The 14,282-nt window shown below is 71.2% G+C and carries 14 protein-coding genes; 10 read left to right on the top strand and 4 right to left on the bottom strand.

Going from position 1 to position 14,282, the window contains the following annotated elements:
- On the bottom strand, positions 1–885 hold the full coding sequence (locus tag IE321_RS31655) for a carbohydrate ABC transporter permease (protein WP_190225410.1): 885 nt from the start codon (positions 883–885) through the stop codon (positions 1–3).
- Between the two features lie 85 nt (positions 886–970).
- Positions 971–2,281, bottom strand: a complete 1,311-nt coding sequence (locus IE321_RS31650) for an ABC transporter substrate-binding protein (protein WP_229916622.1) — start codon at positions 2,279–2,281, stop codon at positions 971–973.
- A gap of 252 nt (positions 2,282–2,533) precedes the next feature.
- Between IE321_RS31650 and IE321_RS31645 the strand changes: the two genes are divergently transcribed.
- Positions 2,534–3,583: a LacI family DNA-binding transcriptional regulator gene (locus IE321_RS31645; protein ID WP_190225408.1), complete on the top strand. Its 1,050-nt coding sequence runs from the start codon at positions 2,534–2,536 to the stop codon at positions 3,581–3,583.
- 261 nt (positions 3,584–3,844) lie between these two features.
- Here IE321_RS31645 and IE321_RS31640 read toward each other — a convergent pair whose 3' ends face one another.
- Both IE321_RS31640 and IE321_RS31635 read right to left on the bottom strand, forming a co-directional pair.
- A complete protein-coding gene (locus IE321_RS31640) occupies positions 3,845–5,068 on the bottom strand; it encodes an MFS transporter (protein ID WP_229916620.1) in 1,224 nt (407 codons plus the stop codon).
- 232 nt (positions 5,069–5,300) lie between these two features.
- Positions 5,301–6,209, bottom strand: coding sequence for a LysR family transcriptional regulator (locus IE321_RS31635; protein WP_190225407.1), 909 nt, complete (start codon positions 6,207–6,209; stop codon positions 5,301–5,303).
- A gap of 126 nt (positions 6,210–6,335) precedes the next feature.
- Between IE321_RS31635 and IE321_RS31630 the strand changes: the two genes are divergently transcribed.
- From IE321_RS31630 to IE321_RS31590, 9 genes are all read left to right on the top strand, one after another.
- On the top strand, positions 6,336–7,337 hold the full coding sequence (locus IE321_RS31630) for a fumarylacetoacetate hydrolase family protein (protein ID WP_190225406.1): 1,002 nt from the start codon (positions 6,336–6,338) through the stop codon (positions 7,335–7,337).
- Positions 7,316–8,290, top strand: coding sequence for a cyclase family protein (locus IE321_RS31625; protein WP_190225405.1), 975 nt, complete (start codon positions 7,316–7,318; stop codon positions 8,288–8,290). The genes IE321_RS31630 and IE321_RS31625 overlap by 22 nt, the downstream gene beginning before the upstream one ends.
- A gap of 37 nt (positions 8,291–8,327) precedes the next feature.
- Entirely contained in the window at positions 8,328–9,458 is a 1,131-nt protein-coding gene (locus IE321_RS31620; protein ID WP_190225404.1) for an FAD-dependent oxidoreductase, read from the top strand.
- The gene (locus IE321_RS31615) at positions 9,455–10,459 is read left to right on the top strand and encodes an amidohydrolase family protein (protein WP_190225403.1); all 1,005 of its coding nucleotides are present in this window, start codon (positions 9,455–9,457) and stop codon (positions 10,457–10,459) included. Before IE321_RS31620 ends, IE321_RS31615 begins: the two co-directional genes overlap by 4 nt.
- An 11-nt stretch (positions 10,460–10,470) precedes the next feature.
- Positions 10,471–11,412, top strand: coding sequence for a VOC family protein (locus IE321_RS31610; RefSeq protein WP_190225402.1), 942 nt, complete (start codon positions 10,471–10,473; stop codon positions 11,410–11,412).
- A 177-nt stretch (positions 11,413–11,589) separates the two neighbouring features.
- The gene (locus IE321_RS31605; protein ID WP_190225401.1) at positions 11,590–12,561 is read left to right on the top strand and encodes a fumarylacetoacetate hydrolase family protein; all 972 of its coding nucleotides are present in this window, start codon (positions 11,590–11,592) and stop codon (positions 12,559–12,561) included.
- Positions 12,558–13,304 carry an SDR family NAD(P)-dependent oxidoreductase gene (locus IE321_RS31600; protein ID WP_190225400.1) on the top strand — a complete coding sequence of 249 codons (747 nt, stop codon included), beginning with the start codon at positions 12,558–12,560 and terminating at the stop codon, positions 13,302–13,304. The genes IE321_RS31605 and IE321_RS31600 overlap by 4 nt, the downstream gene beginning before the upstream one ends.
- Entirely contained in the window at positions 13,301–14,068 is a 768-nt protein-coding gene (locus IE321_RS31595) for an SDR family NAD(P)-dependent oxidoreductase (RefSeq protein WP_190225399.1), read from the top strand. Before IE321_RS31600 ends, IE321_RS31595 begins: the two co-directional genes overlap by 4 nt.
- Before the next feature lie 16 nt (positions 14,069–14,084).
- Positions 14,085–14,282, top strand: a 198-nt coding sequence (locus IE321_RS31590) for a CoA-transferase (RefSeq protein ID WP_308439727.1), incomplete at its 3' end; no start/stop codon positions are given.

Here is a 14,282-nt window from a genome sequence, read left to right as displayed (position 1 = left end):
TCAGCTCTCCGTGTTGTCGCGCCGGGAGACGCGGTAGACCGCCAGGCTCACCAGGAGGCAGACGACGGTGAGGAGCAGCGCGATGGTGCTGCCGTAGCCGTACTCGCTGTAGGTGAACGACGACTGGAACATGTACAGGGTCAGCGGGGTGGTGCCGGTGCCGGGTCCGCCGTTGGTGAGGGCGACGACGGAGTCGAAGACCTTGAGGGTGCCGTTGACGCTGAAGATGAGCGACGACAGGAGGACGGGCAGGGAGAGCGGCAGCACGATGTGGCGGATCAGGCGCGGGCCGGAGGCGCCGTCGAGGCGGGCGGATTCGAGGACCTCGTCGGGGATGTCCATGAGGCCGGCGAAGAGCAGGACGGCGTAGAAGCCCATGGAGCGCCAGATGTCCATGATGATCAGGACCCAGAAGGCGCTGCCGGCGTTGCCGAAGAAGTCGATGGACTCCAGGCCGATGGCGTTGAGGAGGGAGTTGACGGGGCCGGGCTGGGGGGCGACCTGGAAGAGCTTCTGGAAGAGCAGGCCGACGGCGACCGTGGGGAGGATGACGGGGAAGAAGACCAGGGTGCGGACGAGCGCGGAGGCCTTCTTGAGGAAGAAGACGTAGAGGAGGGCCAGCAGGTAGCCGGCGACGACCTGGCCGGCGGTGACGATCACCGCGTACTTCAGGGTGAACCACAGGGCCTCGTGGACGGCCGGGTCGTCGAGGAGCCGGGTGAAGTTGTCCAGGCCGCTTCCGGTGAAGCCCTCGATGGAGTTGCCCTTGGTGAAGGAGTACCCGAGCGACCACACCATCGGGACGAGCATGATCAGGGTGTAGACGAGGAGTGCGGGACCGAGCAGGATCAGGATCGCCCTGCGGTCACCGAGTACGCGGTGCATGAGTGGTGTCCACTTCGTTTCTGGTGAAGGGCCGGCCGGACGGGGGCGGGCGGCGCGCCGGCGGGTCGCCCGCCCCACGGGGGTGTTACTGGCTGCCGAGCGCGGCCTGGACGGTCTCCATGAACTTCTGGGGGCTGACGCTGCCGTTGACGAGTCCGGGGGCGCTGGTGTTGCTGAGGGTGGTGGCCTTGGTGCTGAAGAGCGCTTCGAACCACAGGACGTTCTGCTTCGAGCCGCTGATCGTCTTGCGGACGGTGCCGGCGACCTCGCTGGAGTCCTTGACCGGGGTGTTGACCTTGAAGCCGGTGATGGTGCCGTGGTCCTTCAGGGCGGTGCTGCCGAAGTTCTCGGCGATGCAGCCGACCCAGGCGCCGGTCTTGTCGTCGAAGGTCTTCGAGCCGAAGGCGACGGCCAGGCCGATGTTGGAGGGGTACTGGTCGATGGAGCCCTTGCCGCCCTTGACGGCGGGGAAGGGCATGAAGCCGACGTTCTCCGTGCCGATCTTGTTCTGCTTGGGATCGGCGATGTTGGCCAGGGCCCAGCTGCCCATGTAGAACATGCCGGACTTGCCGGTGAGGAACTGGTTCATCGCGGTGTCGTAGTCGATGGAACCGACGCCTTTGCCGAAGTAGCCCTTCTTGCCGAGGGCGGCGACCTCTTCGGCGGCCTTGACGTACTCGGGGTCGGTCAGCCGGGCGGTGCCCGCGTCGACGAGGTCGAGGGCGTCGGGGCCGAGGCTGCGGTAGAGGTAGCCGCTGATGAGGCGGGTGAGCGGCCAGCCCTGCGCGCCGGAGGCGGAGAACGGCTGGATGCCCTTGGCGTTCAGCTTGTCCGCGGCGGCGAGCAGTTCGTCCCAGGTGCCGGGGACGGCGATGCCGTCCTCCTGGAAGAGCTTCTTGTTGTAGAAGATCCCCTCGATGTTGTACTCGTACGGCAGCGCCATCAGCTTGCCGCCGTACAGGGCCTTGATGGTGGAGACGGCGGCCGGTTCCAGCTGGTCGAGGACGCCGAGACGCTCCAGTTCCAGCTCGATGTCGGCGACCTTGCCGCCCTTGGCCAGCTGCTTGGTCAGCGCGGGGGCGTTGCCCGCGGCGAACATGCCGGGCAGTGCGTCCTGGCCGGCGAGCAGCTGGAGCTTCTGGTCCAGCTGCGCCTGCGGGATGGTCTCCACCTTGAGCGGCAGGGCGTCGTTCTCGGCCTTGCAGGCGCTCGTGGAGAGCGTGGTCAGCGCCGTGCGCGTGGTCGTGTTCTCGGTGACGCTGAGGTACGTGAAGTCCTTGGGCGCCGCGGAGGTGCCGCCACCGCTGCCACCGCAGGCGGTGGCGACGAGGGCCAGGGACAGAACACCGGCCGGGGCGAGGGCGAGACGGCGGGCGCGGATCGTGCGGTGGGGCACTGGAGACTCCCAGGGATCGTGAGAGAAGAAGGGGCGCTCAGCGGGCGCGAGGGGCGGCGGAGGACCGGCCGCGCAGGAGACGGAGGGGCGTGTAGAACGTTCTCCATCCGAACTGGCAACACCATGACGCCATCCCTCTGGCGTCGTCAAGACACAGACGCGTAACATCGACTTCGCCTGGTCGAATGAGGAGACACCTCGGAAGCCGAGCACGTAGAACGTTGCACTAAAGGTGAGGAAACAGAGGCGCTCATGGCTGCGGACAGCTCGTCCAGGAACAGCAAGCGGGTGACGATCACCGACGTCGCCCGGCATGCCGGTGTGTCCACCGCCGCCGTGTCCAAGGTCATGCGCAACGCCTATGGCGTCAGCCCGGCCATGCAGGAACGGGTGCGGACGGCCATGACCGAACTGGGATACCGGCCCCATGCCGCGGCACGCGGGATGCGAGGCCGTACGTACACGATCGGCGTGCTGCTCGACAACCTCCGCAACGCCTTCTTCGCCGACGTCCTCGACGGCATCCACGAGGAGCTCGAAGACAGCGAGTACACCGTGCTGATCGGCGCGGCGGGGTTCGGCGCCGACGAACAGGCGCGCACCATCCGGTCGATGGTCGACCGTCAGATGGACGGCCTGGTCCTCATCGCGCCCGGTACCCCGCGCGCGGAGGTCCTGTCGACGGCCGAGGTGACGCCCACCGTGGTCATCGGTCACCACGACGTCTCCGAGGTGCACGACTCGGTCGTCGACGCGGACGACGTCGGCGCGGGGCTGGTCGTCGACCACCTCGTCTCGCTCGGGCACCGCGACATCGCCCTGGTCTCCGCGGCGGGCAGCAGGACCGCCCGCTGGCAGCGGACTCCGGAGATCGCGCTCGCGGACGGGTACCTGCGGGCGATGGAACGTCATGGTCTCGCCGGCCACGCGCGCGTGCACCACGCCGCGTACTCCGACGAGGGCGGTCACGCGGCCGGCCTCGCGCTGCTGTCCGGCGGCAGGCGGCCCACGGCGATCCTGACCGGCGCCGACGTGGCGGCCCTCGGCATCTACCGTGCGGCCGACGAGCTGGGGATGTCGATCCCGGACGACGTCTCGCTGGTCGGCTACAACAACACCGCGATCGCCTCGCTCGCCCCGGTCCAGCTCACCAGCGTCGACCAGGCCGGGCGCACCATGGGCGCGACGGCCGCGAGGATGCTGATCGAGCGGGTCGAAGGACGGCGGGACCGGTCCATGCGGACCACGATGACTCCGCGGCTGGTCGTGCGGCGCAGTACCGGGGCGCCTGGCGTCCCGTAGACGCGGGCCGTCGGCCATCGGATCCGCCGCGGCGGTGGGCGGGTACCGGGCAGGCCGCGCGCAGGGCGGCGGGGCCGGTCCCGGCAGCCTGCTGCGGCCCGGTCCGGAGGCCGGCGCGGTCGGCGGGCACGCTTCCGGGCCGTCTGCTCAGGGAGCACACGGCCCGGAGGGTTGCTCAGGTCCACGCTCACGACGCGACGACGCCCGATTCCGCCGTGGGGTGGTCGGCCCGTGGCGGGCGTTCGCGGCGGGGTGGGTTCATCAGTGACCGCCGACCGGCATGTCCGCGTGGGCGTGGCGGCGGGTGGCGGGCAGCAGCGTCGCGGCGAGGAGTGCGGTCGCCGCGCCGAGGACGACGACGGCTGCGGCGAGGCTGCCGGCCGCTTCCTTTCCTGCCAGCAGGGCGAGCGGGCAGAGGAATTCGCCGAGGAAGAAGGCCGCGGTCCACAGGCCCATGCCGCGGCCGCGCTCGGCGAAGTCGAGCCGGGCCATCGCCCGTGTGACGAGAGACGGCAGCAGCATGCCGGTGCCGACGCAGTTGATGACGGCTCCGGTGATCAGCAGGGGCAGGCCGTCGGCGAGTCCCATCAGCAGGAAGCCGAGCGCGCACAGGGCGAGGAGGAGGGGCAGGGGGCGCCGCTGCGGGGCCGTGCGGGTGAACAGGACGGAGCCGAGGACGGTCGCGGCGCTGGCGACGACGGTGACGGCGCCGATGGTTCCGGTGGAGTCGGTGCCCAGGTCCTCCAGGAGGTAGGCCATCTCGACGGGGACGGCGTAGAACACGACGGCCCCGAAGACGGTGAGGAGGCAGATGCCCGCCATGCGTCGTACGGGGAAGGGGTGCGGGGTGGTCCGCCGTTCGGTGCTGCCGTCTCGGGCGGGCGGCGTGGGGGCCGGCAGGACGCGGGCCATGAGGGGGGCGATGAGCAGGCCGACGGCGTAGAGCCAGAAGGGGGCGCGCCAGTCGGCGGCTCCGAGGGCTCCTCCGAGGAGGAAGAAGAGGGTGGCGGACGCGGAGGCGCACATGGTCTGCAGGGCGAGGTAGCGGTCGCGCAGGGCGCCGCTGTAGTAGTCGCCGATGAGGGTGGTGCAGGCGGTCATGATGGCGGCTTCGGTGACGCCGACGAGGATGCGGCTGATCAGGATGGCGTGGAGGGAGTCCAGCCAGAGCGGGGCTGTCCCGAAGACCGCGTAGAGGGCGGTGGCGGCGATGAGGAGGCGTTTGCGGCCGAGCCTGTCGACGATCACGCCCGCGAGCGGGGCGAGGAGGGCGAGCGCCAGTGCGGGGACGGTCAGGACGACGGGGACGAGGGCCGCGCTGCCGGGGACGTCGTCGAAGTGGTCCTGCATGCGGGGCAGGACGGGGGCGAGGAGGACGGCGCCGAGGACGGGCAGACAGCTGCCGGCCATGAGGACGGCTGCGGCCAGGCGCCCGGCGGGGGCGCCGGCGGGGGCGGGGGACGGCGGTACCAGGGGTGCGGGCACGAGGGCACTCTCCAGAACGCGAGGAAGGCGGGGTGGCGCCCGGCCGGTGAGGGCATGCCGCGTGGAGCGGTGCCGGAACCGGGGGCGGAGGTGCCCTCGACTATGCGTGCCGGTGAACGTGGTGCCCAGTACTCGGGGCATCGGGTTTCGCGATGGGTTCGATCCACCGGATGGATGGGGGGCCGGCGGGTCCTTCGGTGCCATGGTGCGCGTTTCGTGAGGGTGGGGCGGGTCAGGCCTCGTTGATGCGCCGGCCGACTCGGGCCGCGGTTTCCCGGAGCCAGATGTGGGCGGCGTCGTGGGTGTGGACCGGGTGCCACCACAGGGCTTCGCGCAGAGGGACGGCTTCGTAGGGGGGGTCGAGAAGGCGTACGGGGGCCAAGGGCGCCATGAGGCGGGCGAGGCGGGCCTGGACCAGGGCGATGCGGCGGGTGCCGGCGACGAGGGCGGGCAGGGCGTGGAAGCTGTCGACGGAGACCTCCACGCGCGGTTCGATGCCGAGCATGCCGAGCTGGCGGACGGCCGGGGCGTCGTAGGTGCGCTGGTACGTGACCCAGGGGAGGCGGGCGAGGTCCTGGCGGGTCAGGCGGTCGTCGATGCTCGGGTGGTCGTCGGCGACGACGAAGACCCAGCGGTCGTCGTAGAGATCGGTGGCGGGAAAGTCGCTGATGACGCCGTGGGGCATCAGGAGCCCGTCGGTGGCGCTGAGGAGGCTGGCGGTGTCATCGACGACGGTGAGGGGGGTGCGGGTGAAGCGCAGGCGGATTCCGGGGGCTTCGTCGTGGATGACGCGGGCGAGCTCGACGCCGAAGACGTCGACGGCGTAGTCGGAGGCGACGAGCCGGAATTCGCGCGTCTCGGTGGCCGGGTCGAAGGCCGCCTGACTGGTGAAGAGGCGTTCGAGGACGTCGTAGGCGGTGGCGGTGCGGTCCAGGAGGACCTGCCCGAGGGCGGTGAGTTCGTACTGGCTGCCCACCCGGGACAGGAGCTCGTCGCCGAAGTGGCGCCGCAGCCGCGCCAGGGCGGCGCTCATGGCCGGCTGGCTCAGGCCGACGCGCTGCCCCGCCTTGGTGACGTTGCGTTCTTCGAGGAGGGCGCGGAGGGCGACGACGAGGTTGAGGTCGAGGCGGGCGAGATTCACGGAGTTGTCTTCCTCAGGTGTGCACCAGCAGAGACTATTTGTTTGACCAATGACAGGGATCCATAGAATCGATTTCCCTGATCGCATGGGGCGGGTTCAGATTAGTCCCATCGCAATCAGGAGGACATGTCGGTGAAACCTGAATCCACTTCCGATCTCTTCTCCGGGCCTTTCGCTCTCGGCACTTTCGAGGCCGCTGACAGCCCGGCTGCTTTCCCCGGCCTCGTGGACCGTGAGGGGCGGGTCCTCGACCTGCGGACGGCCCTGGACGACCCCGCGCTGACGATGCGGAGCCTGCTGGAGCGCTGGCCGGCGGTTCTTCCGCGGCTGCGTGAGCTCGCCGCCGGCACGAGGTCCGGCAGTCGCCCGCTGGAGGAGCTCCGTGTGCTCGCGCCCGTCGAGCCGCGGCAGATCTTCCAGTCCGGCGCCAACTACCGCCAGCACGTCATCGACCTGCACGTCGCGCACCGGGCGCCGGGCGACGACCGTTCCGAGGAGGAGCGGCGCGCGGAGGCGGCCGAGATCATGGACCGACGGGCCGCCGAGGACCTGCCGTACGTGTTCATCGGACTGCCCAGCTCGATCACCGGCCCGTACGACGACGTCACGCTTCCCGCGTGGGCGGCGAAGCCGGACTGGGAGCTGGAACTGGCCGTGGTGATCGGCCGTCCCGCCCACCAGGTCTCCGCCGAGGAGGCGCTGGAGTACGTCGCGGGCTACACGATCGCCAACGACCTGACCGACCGGGCCACGGTGTTCCGCAGGGACATGCCGCAGATCGGAACGGACTGGCTGCGGAGCAAGAACGCCCCCGGCTTCACGCCGCTGGGGCCGTGGATCGTGCCGGCCGAGTCCGTCGGCGACACCGGCGATCTCCAGCTGAACCTGAAGCTCAACGGCGAGGTCATGCAGGACGAGTCCACCAAGGACATGGTCTTCGACGTCGCCCGGATGGTGTCCTACGCCTCCCAGAGCGCACAACTCCTGCCCGGCGACCTCGTGCTCACCGGCTCCCCCGCGGGCAACGGCATGCACTGGGGCCGGCTGCTGCGCGACGGCGACGTCATGGAGTCCACCATCACCGGCCTGGGCACGCAGCGCACCCGATGTGTCGCGGAGGAGTCGTGAACCGCACCGACCCCGAGGGCGCGATCGCGAAGGCCGCCGAGGAGTGCTCCAACTGGGGCCGCTGGGGCGAGGACGACCGCCTGGGCACCGTGAACTTCCTCGACGAGGCCAAGCGCCGTGAAGGCGCCGCGCTCATCCGGCGCGGAGCCAGCTTCTCCCTCTCACAGCGCTTCGACATCAACGGCCCGCAGAAGGGCTGGCGGCGCCGGACCAACCCCGTCCACACCATGCTCGACACCGGCACCGACGCGGCCCTGGGCAACCAGGGACTCCCCCACGGCATCGGCGGCGCCGACGACGTGATCGCGATGCCGCTGCAGTGCTCGACCCAGTGGGACGGCCTGGGCCACATCTTCGACCACGGCAAGGCCTGGAACGGCCGTTCCGCCGAGCAGGTCGTCACCTCCGACGGCGACCAGGTCACCGGCATCGAGCACATGGCCCCGCACATCGCCGGCCGCGCCGTGCTCCTCGACGTCGGCCGCACCGCGGGCCAGGACGGCGAGCTGCCGGACGGGTTCGCGATCACCGAGGAGCACCTGACGGCCGCCGCCCGGGCCCACGGCGTCACCGTGGGGCGCGGCGACATCGTCCTCGTCCGCACCGGCCAGCTCGCCCGCGTACGGCGGGACGGGTGGGGCGACTACGCCGGCGGCGCCGCCCCGGGACTGTCGTTCAGCACCGCGTCCTGGCTGCACGACAGCGAGATCGCGGCGATCGCGACCGACACCTGGGGCTTCGAGGTGCGGCCCAACGAGTTCGACCACGCCTTCCAGCCCCTGCACCAGGTCGTCATCCCGCACATCGGTCTGCTGATCGGCGAGATGTGGGACCTGGAGGCGCTCGCCGAGGACTGCGCGGCCGACGGCGTGTACGCGTTCTGGCTCACCGCCGCGCCCCTGCCCATCACCGGCGCCGTCGGGTCACCGGTCAACCCCGTCGCCGTCAAGTAGTCCCGGGGCCACCACCCGAGGAACAAGGGAGTTCCCCATGAGCACACCCCGCAAGGTCCTGGTCGTCGGAGGCGGAGCGGCCGGCAACGCCGCCACCATCCTGCTGCGCCGCGCCGGGATCGACGTCGACCTCGTCGAGGCGCACGGCGACTGGAACGCCACCGCCGGCGCCGGCATCACCCTGCAGGGCAACGCCCTGCGCGTCCTGCGCGAACTCGGCGTCTGGGACGAGGTGAAGGCCTCCGGCTTCCCCTTCGGATCGGTCGGCATCACCGCGCCCGACGGCACCGTCCTGCACGTCCAGCGCGACCTGCGCACCGGCGGCGACGACCTGCCCGCCACCGTCGGCATGCAGCGGCCGCGACTCCAGCAGATCCTGATCGACGCCGTCCGCGCCAGTGGCGCGACCGTCCGCCTGGGCACGACGGCCACCATCGAGGGCCAGGACGGCACCGGCGTCTCGGTCCGGTTCGGCGACGGCAGCGAGCACCGCTACGACCTGGTGATCGCCGCCGACGGTCTGGGCTCCGCCACCCGGGCGCAGATCGGGATCACCGACAAGCCCGAACCGACCGGCATGGCCATCTGGCGCGTCGCCGCCCCCCGGCCCGCCGGGGTCCAGCACACCGACCTCGCCTACGGCGGCCCGGCCTACATCGCCGGCTACTGCCCCACCAGCGACACCACGCTCTACGCGTACGTCGTCGAGAGGAACCGCGACCGCTCCTCCATACCGCCCGAGTCCTACGCCCAGGAGATGGTCCGCCTCGCCTCGGCCTACGGAGGCGCGTGGCCGGAGATCACCGCGACGATCACCGACCCCTCGAAGGTCAACTACACGTGGTTCGACCGGCTGCTGGTGGAAGGGGCCTGGCACCGCGGGCGGGTCGTGCTCGTCGGGGACGCCGCCCACTGCTGCCCGCCCACGATGGCACAGGGCGCGGCGCTGTCCCTGGAGGACTCCTGGGTCCTCGCCCAGATGCTGATCGCCGCGGACACCTGGGACGACGCACTGCTCCAGGCCTACTACGAACGCCGGATCGCGCGGGTGCGCCCGGTGGTGGAGGCGTCGGTGCAGATCGGCCGGTGGCAGCTCGACGGTGTGCGGGACGCCGACGTGCCGGGGCTGATGGCCCGCACCATGACGATGCTCAGGGAGCTGCCGTGACCGCGCCCACGGTGGACGTCCACGCCCATGTCCTGCTGCCGCAAATAGAGGCGCTCGTCGCGGGCCTTCCCGGACACGCGGAGGCCAGGGCGCTCGACGCGAGGCGCAACGGACCCGACGCGCTCGCGGTCAGTGGTCCCATGGTCCGCGACCGGATCCCGGCACTGACCGACCCTGCCGTCCGGCTCGCCCGGATGGACGCCCAGGGCGTCGACGTGCAACTCGTGAGCCCGTCACCGTCGCACTACCACTACTGGGCGGACACGGACACGGCCGAGAAGGTCTACCGGCTGGCCAACGAGGCGACCGCAGCCCACTGCGCGGTGGCACCGGGCCGGCTGCGGGGACTGGGGCTGGTTCCGCTGCAGCATCCCGAACTGGTCGTGCCCGCCCTGGAACACGCGCTGGAACAAGGGCTCGCCGGAGTGGAGATCTCCAGCCACGCTCCCGGCCGGGAGCTGTCCGATCCGGCCTACGAGCCACTGTGGGCACGCGCCGAGGAGACCGGGGCCATCGTGTTCCTGCACCCGTTCGGCTGCACGCTGGACGAGCGCCTCGACCGCTGGTACCTGTCCAACACCGTGGGCCAGCCCGCCGAGAACGCGGTCGCCCTCTCGCACCTGATCTTCTCCGGTGTCCTCGACCGGCATCCCGCGCTGAAGATCGTCGCCGCCCACGGCGGCGGATACCTGCCCACCCACATCGGACGCAGCGACCACGCCTGGCGGTCCCGGACCGACGCGTCGGCCGGCTGCGCCGAGCCGCCCAGCAGCTATCTGCGGCGCCTGTACTTCGACTCCCTCGTCCACGACCCGCGCGTCCTGCGGGCGCTGGTCGAGGCGGCCGGCGCGGAGCGGGTGCTGCTCGGCTCCGACTTCCCGTTCGACATGGGATCCGACGACCCCGTCGGCGCGTTGAGCGCCGCCGGCCTGACCAAGGCCGACTTCGACGCCGTCCGCGGAGTCAACGCGGCCTCCCTGCTCACCCTCTCCCCCGCCTGAGGAGGCATCAGATGACCGACAACCGCCTGCTCACCCACCTGAGGCACGTCGACCTCGCCGTGCCCGACTACGACAAGCAGCTCGACTTCTACGCCGGCGTCTGGGGGCTGACCAAGGTCGCGGAGGACTCCGGCATCTCCTTCCTCGCCGCCGAGGGCAGCCCCGAGCAGTACGTGGTCCGGCTGCGCAAGGCCGACGAGAAGCGTCTGGACCTCGTCTCCTACGGTGCCGCGACGGCGGCCGACGCGGGCACGCTGGCCGAGCGGCTGCGGGCCGGCGGCGTGCAGCTGATCTCGCGGCCCGGCACGGTCGACACCCCCGGCGGCGGCTACGGCTTCCGCTTCTTCGACGTCGACGGCCGGACCATCGAGGTCTCCGCGGACGTCACGGTCCGCAAGCACCGCAAGATCGAGGAGAAGGAGGCGATCCCGGTCAAGCTGTCGCACGTCGTGCTCAACTCCCCCGACCTGGAGCGCACCCGCGCCTGGTACGAGCGGCACCTCGGCTTCCGGCTGTCCGACACGCTCAGCTCGCCCCACATGGGTGAGGTCATGCACTTCATGCGGATCAGCTCCCAGCACCACTCCATGGCGCTGGCGAAGGGCCCCCACACCTCCCTGCACCACATCTCCTTCGAGATGCGCGGCATCGACGAGTACATGCGTGGTTCGGGCCGGGTCCTGCGGGCCGGTCACACGAAGATCTGGGGTCCGGGCCGTCACATGGCCGGGGACAACACCTTCACCTACTTCCTGGACCCGCACGGCAACACGGTCGAGTACACCACCGAGCTGGAGAACCTCGACGAGGACACCTGGCACCCCCACGTCTACGACTTCTCCCGGCCCGAGGTCACCGACCAGTGGGGCACCGCCAACGCGATGAACGAGCTCGTCGCGAAGGAGTCGTTCAACGACCCCGACCGCGGCTGCTTCCTCGCCCCGCCGGTCTAGTCCGGCAGCCCGATCCCCGGGAACGCGGCGGACCCTGTCCGCCCTGACCGCCGCCGCGTTCCCGGCTCCGGTCCACGGGACCGGAGCCGTCCGAAGAAGGCCGGCAACGGGCCTTCTCTCCGTCCCGGACGGCCCGGTCCCGTGCCCCCCTCCACCTCTCGACCTGGGAGCCGCACCATGCGCTTCGCCGCTTTCGCCCACCGGCACCGGAACCGTGTCGCCGTCGTCGAGGACGACGGCACGCTGTTCCCCCTGCCCGGTGTCACCTCGCTGGCGGATCTGATCCGTGACACCGACGGCCTGCCGGGCCTCCTCGCCGCGGGAGCCTCGGCTCTGGACGTTCCGCCCGGGCCGCACGTCTCCGACGTCAGGCTGCTCCCTCCGCTCCAGCCCTCCTCGGTCAGGGACTTCGTGACCTTCGAGGAGCACGTCGAGGGGGTACGCCGCTCCGTGAGCGGTGAATCCGGGGTGCCCGACCAGTGGTACGAGGCGCCCACCTACTACTTCACCAATCCGCACGCAGTCTTCGGGCCTCATGACGACGTGCCCGTGCCGCCGGGATCGTCGGTGCTGGACTTCGAGCTGGAGGTGGCGGCGGTCATCGGCCGCGAGGGCCGTGACCTCACCCCGGAGCGGGCGCGGGAGCACATCGTCGGTTACACGATCTTCAACGACTGGTCCGCGCGGGACCTGCAGTCCGCCGAGATGAAGGTCGGGCTCGGTCCGTGCAAGGGCAAGGACTCCGCCACCACCCTCGGACCGTATCTGGTGACCGCCGACGAGCTGGAGCCCTACCGCGACGCCGACGGTTTCCTGCGGCTGGCGCTGACGGCCGAGGTCAACGGCGAGAAGGTCGGCAGCGACCTGCTGTCCAACATGAGCTGGACGTTCGAGGAGATGGCCGCCTACGCCTCGCGCGGCACCCCGATCGTCGTCGGCGACGTCCTTGGGTCCGGCACGTGCGGCAACGGTGGCTGCCTCGCCGAGCTGTGGGGCCGCAACGGCAAGCAGGTCCCACCGCCGCTGGCGCCCGGCGACACCGTCACGCTCACGGTGGAGGCCCTCGGGTCGCTCGTCACCCGCGTGGTCCCCGGCACCGAGCCGGTCGCGCTGCCCAAGGGGCGGCGCCGCGACCGGGAGCGGCCGTGAACAGCGGGCGGCTCGCGGGAAAGGTCGTCGTCGTCACGGGCGCGGCCCGCGGCCAGGGCGCGGCCGAGGTGACGGCCCTGCGCTGCGAGGGCGCCACGGTCGTCGCCACCGACGTGAACGGCAGGGACGGTGTCCGCCGGCTCGACGTCACCCTGGCCGACGACTGGACGGAGCTGGCCGGGTGGCTCGGCGACACGTACGGGGCGGTGCACGGGCTGGTCAACAACGCCGGCATCGCCTGGCGTGCCCGTCTGGACGAGGTCACCGCCGAGGACATGAGCCGCGTGCACGCCGTCAACGTCAACGGCCCGCTCCTGGGAATCCAGCACCTCGCTCCCCTGATGCCGCCGGGCTCGTCCGTCGTGAACGTGGGGTCCTCTGCCGCGCTGACCGCCCACTACCCGGTGGCGTACACGACGAGCAAGTGGGCGCTGCGCGGACTGTCGAAGACCGCCGCTCTGGAGCTTGGCCCCCGGGGGATCAGGGTGAACACGATCCATCCCGGGTTCGTCGAGACGGAGATGACGGCCTCGGCCGCGCCCGCCTTCCGGGAGAGCAACATCCGCGAGACGCCGCTCGGCCGAGTGGGCACCGTCGAGGAGGTGACTCCGCTGGTGGTGTTCCTGCTCTCGGACGAGTCGTCGTTCATCAGCGGCGCGGAGATCCCGGTGGACGGCGGCCTCACCTCGCACGGCGGGGTGAAGTCGGTGTCCGACGCGCTGCTCGGCGGGAGTGCGCCGTGAGACGGCTTGAGGGGAAGGTGGCCCTGGTCTCGGGCACGGCCCGCGGTCCGGGGAAGGCCGCGGCCCTGCGGTTCGCAGCCGAAGGGGCCTTGGTCGTCGTCGGCGATCTCCTGCACGAGGAAGCCCTGGAGACGCAGCGGCAGATCGGCCGTGAGGGCGGTACCGCCCTTGCTCCGGGCCCTGTGGATGTCACGCGTCCCGCATCCGTCGAAGGCTGGGTGGCGGAGGCGGCCGAGGCGTTCGGCGGCATCGACATCGTCGTCGCCCACGCCGGAACGCTGCGGCTCGGGTTCCTGGCCGAGGAGCCCCACGACGACTCCCCGGCCACCGTGGACCCGGTGTGGCTCATCGCCCGCGCCGCATGGCCCCATCTGATCCGCAGCCGCGGATGCGTCGTCACCATCGGCTCGACGGCCGGGATCAGGGCCTCCCTGTCCCACCACCGCACCGCTCGCCACGACTCGAAGGGAGGGGTGGGCGAGCTGCTGCGCCGGCTCGCCGCCGAGGGCCTCGCACACGGCATCCGCGCCAACTGCGTCAGCCTGGGTCCGGTCGACACCGAGGGCGCACGCGCCGACCTCCTCGCAGAGGCCCTTCCCCCGCGCGACTCCGTCCGGCCCACCCCCCTCGACCGTCTCGGAACCCCTCAGGACATCGCCCGGGTCGCGGCCTTCCTCGCCTCCGAGGAAGCCTCCTCCGTCTCCGGCGCCCATCTCGTCGTCGACGGCGGCGGGACCGCCGTGCTGCCGGACCCCCTCACGTGAAAGGACTCCCGGAACCGTGGACAAGGTCATCCGGAAACCCGCCGATGCCGTCGCCGACATCCGCGACGGCGCCTCGCTCGCCGTCGGCGGCTTCGGCCTCAACGGCATCCCCGAGACCCTGATACGTGCCCTGCACGCCCAGGGCGCCACAGGCCTCCAGGTCGTGTCGAACAACTGCGGCGTCGACGACTGGGGCCTCGGGCTGCTGCTCGCC

The organism is Streptomyces hydrogenans, from assembly GCF_014656075.1.
Lineage (GTDB): Bacteria > Actinomycetota > Actinomycetes > Streptomycetales > Streptomycetaceae > Streptomyces > Streptomyces hydrogenans.
Note: the sequence above shows the minus strand (reverse complement) of the source record. Positions and strands in the feature narration are given on the sequence as shown.